This is a genomic window from Streptomyces calvus (genome assembly GCF_006782915.1).
GTDB lineage: Bacteria > Actinomycetota > Actinomycetes > Streptomycetales > Streptomycetaceae > Streptomyces > Streptomyces calvus.
In genome coordinates, this window is the sequence record NZ_VCNP01000056.1 from 642,134 (window position 1) to 658,130 (window position 15,997).

A 15,997-nucleotide genomic window follows, 5' to 3' on the forward strand; every position below is an offset into this window, starting at 1 on the left:
AACGGTGACGGCGCACAGCCCCGACCCCCGTACGCCTCGCGCGTACGGGGGCCGGGACCGTGCTCCGGATCAGACGGGGCGTGCGTCCTGTGCGGCCGGGGCCTCGACCGGTCGTGCCGCGCCGCCCGACGGGTCCACGTCGGCCAGGTCGCGGTGGCGGGTCTCCTTGGCCAACGCCACGGCGACCACCGTCAGCAGGCTCGCCGCGATCACGTACAGCGCGATCGGGGTGGAGCTGCCGTACGCCGAGAGCAGGGCGGTGGCGATCAGCGGCGCCGGGGCACCGGCCGCGACCGAGGAGAACTGCGCGCCGATGGAGGCACCGGAGTAACGCATGCGGGTCGCGAACATCTCGGAGAAGAAGGCGGCCTGCGGCGCGTACATGGCCCCGTGCAGCACCAGGCCGACGGTCACCGCGAGGAGCAGGTTGGCGAAGCCGCCGGTGTCGATCAGCGCGAAGAACGGGAACATCCACAGCCCCACACCGGCCGCGCCGATCAGGTACACCGGACGCCGTCCGAGCCGGTCCGACAGCGCGCCCCAGGCCGGGATGACCACGAAGTGGACCGCGGAGGCGATGAGCACCGCGTTGAGCGCCGTCTGCTTCGACACGCCGGCCGAGGTGGTGGCGTACACCAGGATGAAGGCGGTGATCACGTAGTAGCTGATGTTCTCCGCCATCCGCGCGCCCATCGCCACCAGCACGTCGCGCCAGTGGTGCCGCAGCACCGCCACGATCGGCATCCGCTCGGCGGCGGTGTCCGCCTTGCGGGCCTCGGCCTGCTCCAGCGCCTGCTTGAACACCGGCGACTCGTCGACGGACAGACGAATCCACAGACCGACGATCACCAGCACCCCGGACAGCAGGAACGGGATCCGCCAGCCCCACGATCCGAAGGCGGCGTCCGACAACAGGGCGGTCAGCAGCGACAGCACACCGGTCGCCAGCAACTGCCCCGCCGGCGCGCCGGTCTGCGGCCACGACGCCCAGAACCCGCGCCGCCGCGCGTCCCCGTGCTCGGACACCAGCAGCACCGCACCGCCCCACTCACCGCCCAGCGCGAACCCCTGCACCAGCCGCAGCACGGTGAGCAGCACGGGCGCGAGGCTGCCGATGGTGGCGTGCGTGGGCAGCAGCCCGATCGCGAAGGTGGCCCCGCCCATCATCAGCAGGCTCAGCACCAGCAGCTTCTTGCGTCCGAGCCGGTCCCCGTAGTGCCCGAACACCAGCGCGCCAAGCGGCCGTGCGGCGAACCCGACGGCGTAGGTGAGGAACGACAGGAGCGTGCCGACGAGCGGGTCGGACTCCGGGAAGAACAGCTCATTGAAGACGAGCGCGGCGGCGGAACCGTAGAGGAAGAAGTCGTACCACTCGATGGTGGTGCCGATGAGGGACGCGGCGACGATGCGTTTGAGGTTGCCGGGTGCCGGGGGAGCGGATGCTGCGGAGGCCATGTGCGCCACTTCCTCGTGTGCGGTGGGGACGGGTAGGTGTCGGCACACGGTAGGGAAGCCGCAGGTCAAGGGCACATGTGGTGGGACACCATAGTTCGAGGGCTGGGTATGCGCGCCCCCACCATGCTGGCGTACGGAAGGGCGGTCAGGGATCGGACGGGCTCAAAGGAGCCGGGCGTTTCCGTCAGCCGCTCGCGGACCAGTGACGGTGAGTCGGCGGAGAGGGCCCGGGTTCCGCCGGGGCTGCGGTCCTCGAGGCTGACGGTGACTTTCCCCGAGGTCGGGCGCAGGCCGTCGAGGGCGATGGCCTGCCACCCGTCGGTCGTCCGCTTGAGGTCGATGACGTAGGAGCCTTCTCCCGCCCGAGAGCGGTGACCTTTGTGCGGGCGTGGGCGAGGCCTTCGGTCGACCTGATTCTGGCGCGGGACGGTGTGTGCCGCGCGGCACTCCACGGTCTGTGACAGCGCCCCGGAGAACGCCGACGCGGCGCCGAGCGTGATGGCGATCCGGAACCTGTCGGCGCCGGGGGGAAGGCGTTCGACACGACGGTCCGGGACGCGGAGTCGTCGTCGACCGTGACGATCCACCCGGTGGACCGGGCCACCGGCATCCGGTCCGCCGCGAACTCCGGGTTGAGGAGGTGGTTGTTGCCGCGGCCCACCTCCCATCTGCCGGTTCCCGCGCCCAGTCGCCACTGGCTGAGCGAGGGGAGGAGCAGGCCGTCCGCGCCGGACGACAACGGTTTCCGCTGGTTGCAGCCGAGGCCGTTCCGGGCGAAGTCGGCCCAGCGGTCACCCGCGACCTCCGCCGTGTCCGCCGCCGCTCTCCTCGATGAGGATCTCCCGCGCGACGGAATGCCGTCCAGCCACCAGCTGTTGCGTGGCGGTGCGGTAGTACCAGTGGTGGAAGCCGGAGCGGGCGATGTCCTGGATGGTGGAACGCGTGATCGGTGCCAACTCGGAATGAGGCCGCCGGTATTGCTCCGGCCGACTTGCGATGTTCACGACTCCGGCTGAAACTGTAAACAGCAGGCGCGCCTTCAGCGTAGAACAGCCAGAATGCCACCACTGCCCGTGCTGCAGTTCTGGTAGGCAGACCGTAGGGATTCACCGTCTGCCTGGGCATCACTGGCCGAACCCTCTCTCACGGCCTCAGTTGCCGTCGGAGCAGAGCGCCACATGTGCGGGTATGTGATCGGTGCCCCGCATTCGGTACCCCGCCCGCTTCTGGTGGCAGAAAAAGGGCACTGTCATGATGCACGAGCCCGAGGGACCCTTCCGGTCTCCCATCGTCGGTGATCTGAATCTGCCGCCGGACGGTACTTCCGACAAGGGGCCCGCCTCGGAAGCACCGCAACAGCGGGTCCCGATGCTGATCGAACTGAACGTGCTCTATCCGGGAGGCCTGCTGGCGGTCCGGGAGGCCTTCTACGGTATCTGGCAGAGTTACGCGGCGATGGCCGGCGGCAGGTGGCCCGAGCAATTCACGTCAGAAAGCCCCGTTCAGCCGCCTGTTCCGCAGGGACTCGCTCCTATCGCGCCGAAGCTGTATCAGTGCGTGCTCTCCCGCGCCGTCGTGCGCGACCTGGTGGCGGAGGACCGCTCTCTCGCCGAACGCAACCACCGGCCACCGACCATCTTCCGGGTGTGGCCGGACTACCGGCTCACTCCGCAGATCGACCGTTCCGCACCCACCGTGAAGGCCAACGCCGCCTGGCGCTCGTACGACGCACGTGGTCACGGAATCGTCTGGGCCGTCGTCGACAGTGGAATCGATGCTTCTCACCCGCACTTCTCCCAGCTGGAACTTGCAGCCGCCGGCCGAGGGGAGGACCAGTTGCAGGGGCGGACCAGTCAATTGCACCGCGACTTCAGCTTCCTCGTGAACCCCGACGACCCGGCGGAGACGGTCGGCCACGGCGCGTCCGACGGGCCGGGCGATCACACGATGCAGCCTCTGGTGGACGAGAACGGACACGGCACTCACGTCGCCGGCATCATTTCGGGCTGCACGCCGGACGACATGAAGCCGCTTGTGGCAGAGTCCAACGACCCCGGGGAAGCCGGGTACGTTCAGCGGGCCCATGTGGACAAGCTGTCCGGTATGGCGCCGGCGTGCGAACTGGTGAGCATCAAGGTCATGCGGCGCAGCCGTCAGGGCACATGGGTGACGTCCTCCAGTGCGGTCATCCGTGCTCTGACGTACCTGCGGACCGAGGTCAATGTGGACCCGGGGATTCTGCGCGTTCACGGAGTCAACATGAGCCTCGGCTCCGAGTGGAGACCCGATCAGTACGCCGCAGGCCAGTCACCGCTCTGCCAGGCCGTGAACCAGCTCGTCGCATCCGGTGTGGTCGTGGTCGTCTCCGCGGGCAATTTCGGTGCCCGCACCGCCACCGGAGAGTCGGCCAACACCTCCGCCGTCCTGGGCTCGATCACCGAACCGGCGCATGCCGAGGACTGCATAGCGGTCGGCTCCACGCACCGGGACGCGCCGCACGCCTTCGGTGTCACCTGGACGTCGGGCAAGGGGCCGACACTCGATGGACGGATGAAACCGGACGTCGTGGCGCCCGGTGAGTGGATCTCCTCCGCCGCCACCGGCCAGGTCCGGGCAGCGGCCGGGCTGACCCCGGTTCCAGGGGCTCCTCTCCCGCAGAGCTTGCTCACGTACGCCGAACAGTCGGGCACATCGATGGCGGCACCTCACGTCTCCGGCGTCATCGCGGCCTTTCTCTCCGCCCGCCCGGAGTTCATCGGCCGACCGCGGCAGATCAAGCGCATGCTCACCGCCAGCGCCACCGACCTCGGCCGCGAACGCTACGCCCAGGGAGCGGGCCTGGTCGACCTGATGCGAATGCTCGCCAACGTCTGACGAAGGGGCACGGCATGACGCGACTGACGACCAATGAGCCGGTGTGGGACCTCCGATTCGACGAGAAGGGCCGCCTGACGGCGCCCGCCGAGGCAGCCTTCCTCGACCAGGTGATCGCCGAAGGCGTGGAGGACCTCTTCATGTTCAGCCACGGGTGGGGCACGTCGGAGAACATGGCCGGCGAGCTGTACGACGACATGTTTCCGAGGATCCGGGAAGCCGCCACCGGCCTCACGGGCATCGGCAACCTGGGGTTCGTCGGCGTGTACTGGCCTTCGCTGTGGTTCCCGCCCACACCGGCGACCCCTCCATCAGCGGCTGGCGCCCCACAGTCCGGGAGCCGTGCCGTAGTGGACCTCGACGCAGGGACGACAGCACTGACAGGCAGAGAGATCGCCGACTCCCTCATGCCAGGATTCGCCGACCCGGCGCAGCAGAAGACCGTGAGGGAAATCGGTCGGCTCATCGACGAGGGAGAGGAAGCGGTCGGCTCGCTCACGTCCGACGCGCAGAAGGAGGAGCGGCTGCGGCAGATCCATCAGCGGCTGAAGTCGCTGGTACCACCGGCGCCCCAGGGCGAGTTCGAGGACTCGGGCGAAACCGCGCTGTTGCTGACCACGGACCCGAAGAGGGGTTACCAAGCGGCTGCCGAGGCCTTCGGCAGCGCTCCACCGGGGTCCGCAACGCAAGGCATCGGCGACTGGTTCAACCGCGCCGTCAACGGCGCCAAGGACGCCATGCGCGTGCTCTCGTACACGATCATGAAGGCACGCGCCGGCGACATCGGGCGCGGCGGACTGGGACCGCTGCTCGAAACCCTGCACGGCCGGTCGCCCTCCGTGCGGGTGCACCTGATGGGCCACAGCTTCGGCGCCCGGCTGGTTTCCTTCGCCTTGTCCGGCATCAGCGCGCGGGAGAAGAGCCCGGTCGCGTCACTGCTGCTCCTGCAGGGCGCGTTCTCTCACTGGTCGTTCGCTCACGCGCAGGACAACCCCTTCGGCAGTGCCGGCGCCTTGAATGCCTTCGTGAACCGGGTGCACGGCCCCCTGGTGGCCACGTTCAGCGTCCACGACTGGGCGGTCGGCGTGTGGTATCCGAGGGCTTCCTTCCTGGCCGGCCAGGACTCGCAGGCTCAGGCCGCGGGACGATGGGGTGGCATGGGCTTCGACGGGTACCAGGCAGTGAAACCGTTGGAGGACCGCCTGATGCCGGCCGACGGCCACACCGACTACGGATTCGTCCCCGGCACCTTCTACCGGGTCAACGCCGCCCGCGTCATCAACGACGTGGAGGGACAGCCCTTCGCCGGCGCGCACTCCGACATCCGCAAGGGCCCGGTGGCCGCGCTCGCCGCGGAAGCCGCCGCAGCGCACGCCTGAAGCAGCAAGGCAGAACTGAGCACCACAGTCCGGTGAATGTCTCCGCCCGGAGCCGCTCAGGCATCTTCACCCACCCCGCCCGGCGCCCGAAGCCGCACCAGTTGTCGGCGAGCCCGGCGCCCGAAGCCGCACCAGTTGTCGGCGAGCCCGGCGCCCGAAGCCGCACCAGTTGTCGGCGATGGGTTGCAGCGGAGGCGTGCACCGGCGGCCGACTGTCCGGCCGCCGGGCTGCTGGCCCTGTACTCGGACGACCTCGTCGGCGCGCCGATCGCACGCCCGCCCGCCGGCCGTGGAGGTCGGCGGGCGGGCGTGCTTCCGAGCTGTCTGCGCGCGTCTAGAAGGGCAGGCCGATGCATGCCCCGCAGACGTACGGGGTGCCGCAGACATCGTGGTAGCCCGAACCGAAGTCATACCGTTGGCAGCAGTCCTGGCACATCTCCACCACGCCGTAGCACTCGGTCTTGGTGAATCCCTGCGCGCCCTGGCACTGGGCCGGATACGACTGCGGGACGATGCCGCCTTCGGCTTCCCTCGGTCCGACCTCGAACCGCGGGCTGACGTGAACTGGCAGTCCCCGGTCGAGTGTTGCCTCTGCGGAGAATTGAGGATTCGTCATCTTTGCCTCCTTTTCAGGTGAGGAGCGGAACTGTCAGCGCTCGTAGAACGGCGACAATTTGGTGACCAGGAAGGGGAATTCCTCGGTCACGTCCACGCGGACGAAGTACCTCTCGGTCGTATCGTTGCGCCGATGCGTGTAGGAGAAGATGACGTCCACGATGTTCCGGGCGCCGCTCAGGCGCGAGCGCCGGACCTCCACCTCGCTGAGAGTTGCTTCCGCGGCATGGGACTGGGCTGCCCTGGTGTAAATCGCGTGGTAGCGAACTGCCAGGTAGTTGAGGGCCCTGTGCTCGTCGGTCGCCCCCGCGTTGTCCGCCACCTGCCCGATCCGGTCGAAGAGTTCGGCAGCGGTTGCCTGGAACTTGTCCTCGGGCTGGTCCTGCGGTCGTGGGATGGCACTGATGAGTGTGTCCCGGTCGAACGAGTACAGCTGATCGAACGCCACAATGGGCACCATCAGCCCGTTGCATCGGTCGGGCGGGGCGTTGGAGCCACGCAACCCTATGACCACATCCACGTCGTGTCGGCCGGGATCAGGTCGCACGGCCTCGATCAGGAGATCGAAATCCGTGGGATCGCGAGGAACAAGGATGTAGGTCTCCAGTCCCTCGATCGTGAACACCCAGCAGATCTGTCGGGCGAGGTACCTGCCGGCCCGCTCGTCCAGCACCGACCGAAGCGCCTGCCGGTCTGTTTGTCCCGCGGTGTCGACCCGGCTCATCGCCTGCGCGAATTCCTTCTCCGCCGCCAGCCCTGGAAACCGAGGCTCCACCTGGCCGACCGCGTAGACGAACGCAGGGGGTGCCGAAGGGGAGGCCGTCCCGGACGAGGGACAGCGGTTCGCCGGGGACTGAGCCGGAGACGATGTGGACTGTTCAGGCGGGCTTACGGGCTCTGGTGTCTGTGCCATGTCGAACCTCCTCGTGCCATTGCTTCAGGAATCGGCTGAAGGTCGCGTGGAGAAGACCATCCAGTCGTTGAGGCGTTCGGCGCGCTCGTTGCAGCCACCGCACGGCCGTACCCCCGCCATTGAGGTCGCCTTGCGGATGACGTCCCCGAGGCCGATGTCTTCTTCGTCGATGAATCCGGGCAGGTACACCTTGTGCGGCTTCCTGCGGCGCCCGGAAGGAGGCGTTTCCACGTGTTCGCTCATTCTGCTGCCCTCCCTGACTGGGTGGCCGACAACATCCGATGTGCCTTCCAGGCATCGAGCAGGGGTGGGACGACACTGGTGCGCCGCCTCCCATGACAGCCCGTCAAGGCGTTTTTGACTTCGGCGACGTCCGCCTGTGGGAAGCGTGACCACAGCAGACCGATCGCGCCTGTCACGAAAGCGGTCGCGACGCTGGTTCCGTGCTGGGTCCGGACCCCGCCATGGTCACTGAGGCTGACGACGTTCTCACCCGGTGCTCCCAACCCGAGCCTCCCCATCGAGCTGCCCAGGTTCGAGTGCGCCGAGGGCCGGCCCTCCGAGTCGTATCCCACGACGGGGATCACCCAAGGATGACGCGTCAGAGCGCTGCTGCCGAGAGTGCCCTGGTTGCCCGCGGCCACGACCACGAGTGCACCGTGCGCGGCCGCGTGGTCGAGGGCCGCATGAAGCTCTCGTTCCTGCCTGGTCGAGGGCTGCGCCGTCCCCGCACTCACGTTCAGCACTCGCGCGCCCGCGTCGACGCACTCGCGGACGGCCGTGGCCAGGCGCTGAACGCTTACGGACAAAGAGTGCTCCTCGTCGGGCGCCGTCTCGGTGAATACGGGGCGCGAGAGGACGGTGCAACCTGGGCAGATGGCCGGGGCCATTCCGCCGCGGCGAGCCACGAGAATTCCGGCGACGAACGTGCCGTGTCGGCATGCCGTGCTCCGTTTCGGGAGGCACGGCGTGTCGCCGGACAGCCGAATGCTCTCGGCGTTCAGTTCGGGGTGGTCCACGGCTACGGGGCCGTCGACCAGCCCGATCGTGACTTCGGACTCGCCGCTCGTGAGTTTCATCAGCGGGGAGAGTCCGACCAGATCCAAGGGATTCATGGGAGACCTCCCGACCGAGGGGCCACTACACCCTCGCCTCTCCACCATTGCACGGTTCGCCAGTTTTGTCGATAAGGGTCGACGGCCGCCGAATTGACGAAGAGGCAGTTCTTTCTCCGGGCGGCGTTCGTCGTGGGCGTGGTACCGCTGACTTAAGGCTGAGGAGCGAATTGACAACGAGCGAATTCCCAGGCGGCGGATGTGCGGGGGAAGCAGTCCTCACGACCCGGTGAGATGTCGCAGGCCGCAGAGTATGTGGTGAATCAGGAAATGACCCCAGAGTTCCTGTTCGACGCCGTCGGGCCAGCGGGAACGCAGCACTTGCGGCCTGCCGGGTGACAGGGTGCCGGAGGAAGCGAGTGAAGCGAGAAGCCGCCATCGGTGGCGGTGAAGCGCGACCAGCTCCGAGGCAGGGGCAGCCTGAGCGTCGAGGACGGTGGTGGCGAGCGAGGCGATCGACGTCCCTGCCCCGATCACCCGGACGGTGCAGGGCGAACCGGCCAACTCGCCGATGCGGGAGCCGTCGGGGAGCACGGCATGGGTGTGCAGGGGTGTACGGGAACTCGTCTGCCAGAGCAGGTCCGCGCCCGAGGCGCAGGCGGCTGCCAGTGCGACGGGATCGTCGAATTCGTCGCCGGCCAGCAGCAGGTCACCCGGGCCCAGGACAGCGCACAGTTCCTGGGCAAGGAACCCGGGCGAGTGGTCGGGCGGTCGTTCCAGCACTGCGTGCCGGACGGCGAGGCTGCTGCGGTCGCCCAGGGCGAGGACGTGCACTCGGGGCAGGGCACCCCGGGTTGAGTTCGAAAACCGGCCCTGAGCGGGTACGACGGCAGGCCGGAGTCCGTAACAGGAGCGGTTCTCCTCGCTCTCCGGGACCGCGACCGCCGCTGCGTCGGCGGACACCACCCGCCAGCGGCCGTACCGGTCACCGGGCGCCGTCCGTGCGAGAGATGAACGGGTGACCTCGGCAAACAGGCCTGCCAGCGGCTCCGGGCCCAGCCGGGCTCGGGCCCGTGAGATGGCGGCCGTGGTCGGCGGCCGGCCCGCTGCGTGCTCCGCCCCGGCCCAGAGGGATCCGTCGGCGAGGAGTTCAGCGACGCGCGCATAGCTTTCTTGTGTGAACAGGCATATTGCCAGGACGAAGTAGACGGTGGTCCGCGACGGCAGAAGTCGTTGGCGGTGTTCGGTGCGCCCGCACGAGGCGACCACCGCGTCCACCAGGTGCGGGGGAAACGTCCGGAGGATCAGACCCACGGAAATGCGATCGGTGAGTGAGTCGTCCGGTGCTTTCCTGGACTGTCCCGCCCGTGGCACCCGGTCACCTCCCTGGAACTGGCCAACGTCCTTCTTAAGTCAGCGGTTGCCGATCGCTTCATGTTGCCAGGGGGCCGGAAGGCGGCGAAGCATGAAGTTGCGCTCGAGATCCCTGGTCTTGGACCCGGGCGGGGAGATGCTCCTCCGTTGCGCGGGAGAATCGATTCCGCACTCTCTCGGGGTGATTGAGTGATTCTCTCTTCAATTGAATTTGCGACAACCCGTCCGAGGTGAAAAGGAGCAGCAATGACCCATCGCGCACTGCTCGTCGGAATCGATGAATATCCGGATCCCGCGAACCGCCTGAACAGCTGTATCGCCGACACGGCGGCCTTCAAGCAGCTGCTGGGCGAGCTCGGCTTCGACGACTCGGAGATCCGCGTCCTGCACGACGCCGATGCCACTTTGGATCGAACCCGGGAAGGCCTGGACTGGCTCTGCCAAGGAGCGCACCCGGACGATCGCCGGGTCTTCTTCCAGTCGTCCCACGGCTACCGTTATCTCAAGGGTGACGTGATGACGGAAGTCCTCTGCTGTTACGACGACTTCCTGGAAGACGGAGAACTCGTCCGACGCACCGCCGGGCTGCCGCCCGGAGTGCTCACGGTCATACTCGACGCCTGCCACTCCGGGGGCATGGAGAAGACCTTCTTCGTTGACGCTGCGCCCCGTCTCGTCCGGGCCAAGGTGTTCACGCCACCGCCGGAGAAGGCTCTCTCCAAGGCGAACGCACTGACGGCCTGTCGTGCGGTGAAGCCTTTCGGCCGGCCCGCGCTGCGTGACGAGTCGTCCCTGGTGTTCAACTTCGCGAACTCGCCGGGCAAGGCTTTCGTGCCCAAGGGTGTCGTGCCCGGGACCGGCGAACTCAACGGCATTTTGATCACGGCGTGCCGGGCGGACCAGACCGCCGCCGCGGGCAGCGCCGTGACCGGGTGGCTCTCGGCGTTCACCTACGCCTTCCTGCGTGACGTGAGCGACACAACGCCGGTCGCCGACGTGGTCTCCCGGGCGGCGGATCGTCTGGCGTCACTCAACATGAGTCAAACGCCGTGCATCTTCGCACCGTCCGGCCGGGAAGAGCAGCTCGCCCGCACGCTCATCTCCATGAACGGGGTGAGCAAGGAAATGATCGCGAAGGTCGAGGACCTCCTCAAATCCGCATCGGCCGCATCGGTGAAGTCTCCTTCCTCCGGGTCCGGAGGAAGCGCAACGAAAGGAACATCCACGATGACCACGACTCCGACCGTCGAGAAGGCTGTCGACTCCTTCCTCGACGAACTGAAGAAGGCGAGCACCAAGACCAGCGGGAAGGACTTCGTGTCCGGCGACGGCTGGCTCGCCGACGTGCAGCGCTGCAGTGCCATCCTGGCCCCCGCCTTCGCCGCGGCCATGCCGCCCTCCGGGAAGGCGCCAGTGATCCGTCAGCCGCTGGAGAACCCGGAGAACCTCGGCAACCCGAAGTTCTGGGACGCGATCTTCGACGCCGGCCGCGTTCTCATCCCGGCCGTGATCGACGAGCTGACCAAGAGCGGTGGGTCCGTTGGCGGGGGCAAGGCGCCGCAGGCGGACGGCGCCGGCGTCCACGCGGAGATCGCGCAGAGGATCCCGTCGGAGTTCCGCGGCAACGACAAGTTCTTCGGCCTCGTCGAGACGCTGGTGTCGGTCGCGGTGCCGCTGGCCATCGAGGCATTCAGCAAGGACTACACCCCCTTCAAGAAGGACTACCGGCCCGGCACCGATCAGCAGATCGAGCTGCCGCTGCCCGCCGGACTGAGCCAGGAGGAGCGCAAGAACTGGCTCAGCGCCGCGCTTGACGTGGCCGCCGACTGCCTGCCGCCTCTCATCAGGGCCCTGTCCTGACCCGGCCGAGAGCCACACTGTGGTGGCTGCGCACACCGGCGCAGCCACCACAGTGGCGGTCTCGGACGCCGTGCCGCCACCGCGGCCGCACCGATGGAGGACAGCCGATGTCCACAGCCGAGGATGAAGCGGTCTACCACATGGCTGCCGCGGACCTGGCGCGCATGCGGCAGCCGGACCTGTCCGAACTCCCTTCGGCGCAAACCACGCTCGCCATGCTCAAGGCCTTCGGACCCACCGGGCCCAAGGAGGAGTGGCTGACGGAGTTCCGCCGCCGGATTCACGACGAGAGTGCCGGCCGCGTAACCCTGGAAGGCGTCGATCCCCAGGCGGTACCGCCTCCCCGCGTGAAGAGTCCCGCGGCCTCCTACCAGCGGCTGGTCGACAGCCGAGCCGGCACGGTACAACTCCTGGTCATGGGCCCGTTCGAGCCGCCCTTCCAGTTCACGGCGACCGCGCCGGGCGGAGACGACACCACCGGTGGCCCCCGCCCTTGTTAGTGCCTCCGGTACTGCTCGAAGCACTCCTCGGTCGCCCTGCGGGAGCCGGCGATGCCGACCGGCTCGGCGATCTCGACACCCAGGGCTGCGCTTTCCGGGCGAGGTGCGTGCGCAGCCTCCGTGCCAGGGTCCGGGAGCGGGTAGGGGCACGCGTGTGCGGTGAGACGTTGTGCGGCCGGTGGGGTAGACGGTGAAGGTGAGGTCACACCGGCCCGTGCGGAAAGGCGGACGCGGAACCGTGAGGATGCCAGGTCAGGGGGCGGAGGCGGGACGGAGCGAGCCGCGTCGGTCGTTGCTCGTGTGCGCGATGATCGGTGCCGCCGTCATGGCGGCCGTGGACGAGATCGTCTTCCACCAGATCCTGCACTGGCACCACTTCTACGACCGGTCCACCTCCGGCGCGGCACTGGTCTCCGACGGCCTGCTGCACACCGCCGAGCTGCTGGCGCTGGTCGCCGGCGCCGTCCTCTTCTCCGACCTGCGGCGCCGCCGGGTGCTGTCGCCCGCCCATGCCCGAGGAGGCTTCTTCCTGGGGCTCGGTGCCTTCCAGCTGTTCGACGGGGTCGTCGACCACAAGCTGCTGCGCGTGCACCAGATCCGTTACGGCGTCGACGTCACCCCGTACGACTGGGCGTGGAATCTGGCGGGCCTCGCGCTGCTCCTGGTGGGCGTGGGCATCGTCGTGCGGGCCGGACGACGGGGCCGTCGGCGGTCATGACGGTCCACCCGGTTCCGGGCACCGTGCCGGCGGTCGTCGCCGTGTGCGTGGCGGTGTGCGTGGCGGCGTGCGCGGCGTACCTGTCCGCCGCCGCGAGGCTGAGGCGGCGCGGCGACGACTGGCCGTGGCGACGGGACTGCGCCTTCGTCGCCGGGGGCGCGGTATTGGTCTGGGGGTGGTGCGGGTGGGTGCCGGGCGGGCCGTTCACCGCCCACTCCGTCCGGCACCTGCTCGTGGCCATGGCCGGCCCCGTCCTGCTGGTCGTCGCGCGCCCGCTCACCCTCGCCCTGCGCGCCCTGCCGCCGGGCGGCCCGCGCCGAGGCGTGCTGCGCGCGGCGCACTCGGCCCCGGTGCGGTGGCTGCTGTGTCCGCCGGTGGCCGCGGTCGTGGACATCGGCGGCCTGTGGCTGCTGTACCGCACCGAGCTGCTGTCCCACGCGCACCACCACCCCGCACTGAGCGGCGCCGTCGACCTGCACATGCCGGCCGCGGGCCTGCTCTTCTCCTTCGCCGTCTGCCAGATGGACCCGGTGCGCCGCGGATGGGGCCTTCCTCTGCGTGCGGCGACCCTGCTCGCGGCGGGAGCGGCCCACGCCGTCCTCGCGAAGAGCCTGTACGCCACCGGCCCGCCCGGTACCCGGTTCGAGGCGCACGACCTGCGCCTCGGCGCCCAGGTCATGTACTACGGCGGGGACGCGGTCGATGTCGCGCTGGCGCTGGTGCTCGCCGTCCAGTGGTACGCGGCCACCGGCCGACGCCACGCCCGGACCACGGCACGGTCCGGGTACGGTGCCGGGCCGGCCGGGAGCGGAGGCCGACGGCTGAGGGAAACGACGCGGTCGCGTCCGTGACCCGTCCGGTACGGCAGGCCGGTTCACTGTCGTGCGGGCTGCTCATGTTCGGCTCGTCCCGGGACGTTCGACTGCGGGGCCCTCTGGGGCGCGGCACCTCGCTCGACAGCAGTGGGCCGTTCCCTCACCGTTGGAGGCGAGGGACGCAGCGGGGTGGAACACGGACCCGTGGTCGGCCGCCGTGGGGGCACGGCGGCCGACGACGGGGGAGGGGATTGCCGCCGGCATCCAAGGGCCCGGCAGCCGGACGGTCCGGCGGCCCGGACTACTCGACGATCACCGGGCGCGGCAGCCGGTCGCCGGGGCGGATGAAGTGGGAGCCGGGGCCGTTGTCGTTCTGGAAGGTCTTGAACAGGTGCGCGAAGGAGTCGTCGTTCGCCATGTAGTGCTCGGCCAGCTTGTTCACCATGGCCGGCGCGGAGCCGTTCAGGCGGATACTGGGCGACCACGTCAGCAGGAAGATGCCCGCATCCGTGTACCCGCGGTCCCGCCACCGCTGCCACAGCGCGTCGCGTGCCTCCTCCTGACCGGTGAACCAGTCGGTCCGGCGGGGCCGCGGGCCCGGCGGGCGCTCGGCGCCGGGCTCCGGCCGGGGACGCAGCTCGATCCGACGGCCGGCCACGTACGCCAGCGGGACGCCCTTGGTGACGCAGAAGGTCAGCGCCTCCGCCGCGGTGTTGACCACCGGTTCGGCCTTGTCGTTCAGCGACGTGTTGCAGACGATCGGCACACCGGTGTGCCGGTGGAAGGCGCTGACGGCGCGGTGCAGCAGCGGATTGACCGAGGCGTCCAGCGTCTGGTGGCGCGCCGTGCCGTCCAGGTGGAGGATCGCCGGCACCCGGTCGGCGACCTCCGGCCGCACCCGCACGGCCTCCAGCATGTACGGCGACGACCGGTCCGCCACGAACCACTCCCCGGTGTGCTCCGCGAGGACGATCGGCGCCACGGGCCGCCACCACTGGCGCTGCTTGTACTCGTTGAGGAGGTCCTTCACCTTCGCCGACCGCGGGTCGCCGAGCAGACTCCGGTGACCGAGGGCCCGCGGCCCCATCTCCGCCGCCCCGTCCACCCACGCCAGCACGCCGTCGGACAGGTCGGCCACGAAGGTGTCCTCGTCGAACGGCGACACCTGTGCGATCCACGGCGCGAACTCCTCCAGCGCCTCGTCCACGTCACCGATCCCCGAGCCGTGGTACGCCGACCCGATCACCAGGTCCGCGTCGTCGAGCGCACCGCTCGTGTACAGGCCGAGCATGCCGAGCCCGAGCGCCTGCCCGGAGTCGTTCGCGGACGGCGGCGTCAGCAGCCCGCGGAAGCCGAACCGGTCCAGCAGCAGCGTGTTCGTCGGGCAGTTGAGGCCGAAACCGCCGCTGGTCGACAGGTAGGAGTCCTCGGTGCGGACGTCACCGAGCGTCCTGAGCAGCTCGACGTTGCGCACCGCGATCAGGTCGCACGCCCGCTGCACGTGCTTCATCACCGCGCTGCGCAGGTTCTCCTCCGGCGTGAAGCCGCTGTCCGGCTCGGCGTGCCGCAACTGATCCCCGGCCTCCGCGATCAGCTCCTCGACCAGTGCGAACGCGGCGGCCCACGGCGTGACCCGGCCGCCGAACAGCCGCAGCCGTTCCGTCGCCGTCTCGATGTCGAAGCGGATGGACGTGCGGCAGGCGCTGGCCAGCGCCATCAGTGAGCCGGGTTCCAGCCGGAACAGCGTGGACGCCGCGTGGTACAGCGGGGCCGGGGACTCCACCGGGGCGAAGCGCAGGTCACCGCGTACCGACAGTGCGCCCGCGTACCAGTGCTTCGGGCTGCGCCGGTCCAGCACCGCGTCCGGCGCGGAATCCATCGCCAGACCGAATATCGACTCGTTCCTGAATATCCCGGTGTCCAGCAGCAGGCCGCTGAAGAGATGGGCGAGGCTGTGCACCGGGAATTCCTCGGTACCCGGCGGAAGGTCCAGCGGAACACTGCCGGGAAGTCCCGGAGTTCCCCAGGTGCGGCTGATGTCGGAGACCGAGAGGTTCTCCTCCGCGAGGATTCCGTCGAGGAACTCGGTGGCCCTTTCCGGGGTGAACAGCGGCCAGGCGTGGTGCTTTTGGCCGCTCAGCCGTTCCAGTTCCCACAGCCGCACCAGTTCCACCCGCCGGTCCCGGTGGCGCCAGAGCGCGACCGCCTGGTCATGGCGCGGCGCGAGTACGGCGAGGTCTCCCGGCGGACTCAGGTAGCACGACAGCGAGTATTCGACGGCAGGTCCGTCCACCATGGTTTACCTCGTCTCGGTCGGCGTTCTGGCCGGTTCGGTGACTGCGAATGTAGGAAACGCCGCCGCGGCGGGTCGACCGTAGATCCGGTGCACGCCGCTCAGCGGAACGTGGAATGCCGTGCGTGATGTGTGCAGCGCGTTGT

At 69.1% G+C, this 15,997-nt stretch carries 14 protein-coding genes; 6 read left to right on the forward strand and 8 right to left on the reverse strand.

All coding sequences use genetic code 11. From position 1 onward, the window contains the following. Nucleotides 1-69 precede the first annotated feature (69 nt). Nucleotides 70-1,455, reverse strand: coding sequence for an MFS transporter (locus FGW31_RS31230; protein ID WP_142196902.1), 1,386 nt, complete (start codon nt 1,453-1,455; stop codon nt 70-72). A gap of 791 nt (nt 1,456-2,246) precedes the next feature. Then, nucleotides 2,247-2,411, reverse strand: a complete 165-nt coding sequence (locus tag FGW31_RS35150) for a hypothetical protein (protein WP_161175499.1) — start codon at nt 2,409-2,411, stop codon at nt 2,247-2,249. Between the two features lie 295 nt (nt 2,412-2,706). Here FGW31_RS35150 and FGW31_RS31235 point away from each other — a divergent pair, with 295 nt between their 5' ends. Both FGW31_RS31235 and FGW31_RS31240 read left to right on the forward strand, forming a co-directional pair. Beyond that, nucleotides 2,707-4,329 (forward strand): S8 family peptidase, encoded by a 1,623-nt coding sequence (locus FGW31_RS31235; protein WP_220450330.1) that lies wholly within the window; start codon nt 2,707-2,709, stop codon nt 4,327-4,329. Between the two features lie 14 nt (nt 4,330-4,343). Beyond that, nucleotides 4,344-5,708, forward strand: a complete 1,365-nt coding sequence (locus FGW31_RS31240) for a hypothetical protein (protein ID WP_142196903.1) — start codon at nt 4,344-4,346, stop codon at nt 5,706-5,708. Nucleotides 5,709-6,042: 334 nt separating this feature from the next. Here the strand turns inward: FGW31_RS31240 and FGW31_RS31245 are convergent, their stop codons facing one another. The 5 genes from FGW31_RS31245 to FGW31_RS31265 all read right to left on the reverse strand — a co-directional run bounded on the left by FGW31_RS31245 (nt 6,043) and on the right by FGW31_RS31265 (nt 9,605). Beyond that, a complete protein-coding gene (locus FGW31_RS31245) occupies nt 6,043-6,324 on the reverse strand; it encodes a hypothetical protein (RefSeq protein ID WP_142196904.1) in 282 nt (93 codons plus the stop codon). 33 nt (nt 6,325-6,357) lie between these two features. Then, nucleotides 6,358-7,236 (reverse strand): cyanobactin maturation protease PatG family protein, encoded by an 879-nt coding sequence (locus FGW31_RS31250; RefSeq protein WP_167530143.1) that lies wholly within the window; start codon nt 7,234-7,236, stop codon nt 6,358-6,360. A gap of 24 nt (nt 7,237-7,260) precedes the next feature. Then, nucleotides 7,261-7,479 carry a hypothetical protein gene (locus FGW31_RS31255; protein WP_142196905.1) on the reverse strand — a complete coding sequence of 73 codons (219 nt, stop codon included), beginning with the start codon at nt 7,477-7,479 and terminating at the stop codon, nt 7,261-7,263. Beyond that, the gene (locus tag FGW31_RS31260) at nt 7,476-8,351 is read right to left on the reverse strand and encodes a S8 family peptidase (protein ID WP_142196906.1); all 876 of its coding nucleotides are present in this window, start codon (nt 8,349-8,351) and stop codon (nt 7,476-7,478) included. The genes FGW31_RS31255 and FGW31_RS31260 overlap by 4 nt, the downstream gene beginning before the upstream one ends. A gap of 219 nt (nt 8,352-8,570) precedes the next feature. Next, complete coding sequence (locus FGW31_RS31265; protein ID WP_182675049.1) at nt 8,571-9,605, reverse strand: transposase domain-containing protein; 1,035 nt, start codon at nt 9,603-9,605, stop codon at nt 8,571-8,573. A gap of 306 nt (nt 9,606-9,911) precedes the next feature. Here FGW31_RS31265 and FGW31_RS31270 point away from each other — a divergent pair, with 306 nt between their 5' ends. The 4 genes from FGW31_RS31270 (at nt 9,912) to FGW31_RS31285 (ending at nt 13,594) form a co-directional block, all read left to right on the forward strand. Continuing rightward, a complete protein-coding gene (locus FGW31_RS31270; RefSeq protein ID WP_142196908.1) occupies nt 9,912-11,525 on the forward strand; it encodes a caspase family protein in 1,614 nt (537 codons plus the stop codon). Nucleotides 11,526-11,632: 107 nt separating this feature from the next. After that, entirely contained in the window at nt 11,633-12,025 is a 393-nt protein-coding gene (locus FGW31_RS31275) for a hypothetical protein (protein WP_142196909.1), read from the forward strand. A 307-nt stretch (nt 12,026-12,332) separates the two neighbouring features. After that, a complete protein-coding gene (locus FGW31_RS31280) occupies nt 12,333-12,743 on the forward strand; it encodes a DUF2243 domain-containing protein (RefSeq protein ID WP_233452597.1) in 411 nt (136 codons plus the stop codon). Beyond that, nucleotides 12,740-13,594 (forward strand): cytochrome c oxidase assembly protein, encoded by an 855-nt coding sequence (locus FGW31_RS31285; protein ID WP_142196911.1) that lies wholly within the window; start codon nt 12,740-12,742, stop codon nt 13,592-13,594. Before FGW31_RS31280 ends, FGW31_RS31285 begins: the two co-directional genes overlap by 4 nt. Before the next feature lie 265 nt (nt 13,595-13,859). On the opposite strand, the gene FGW31_RS31290 is transcribed toward FGW31_RS31285, so the two are convergent. Next, the gene (locus tag FGW31_RS31290) at nt 13,860-15,854 is read right to left on the reverse strand and encodes a carbamoyltransferase C-terminal domain-containing protein (protein ID WP_142196912.1); all 1,995 of its coding nucleotides are present in this window, start codon (nt 15,852-15,854) and stop codon (nt 13,860-13,862) included. Nucleotides 15,855-15,997 lie beyond the last annotated feature (143 nt).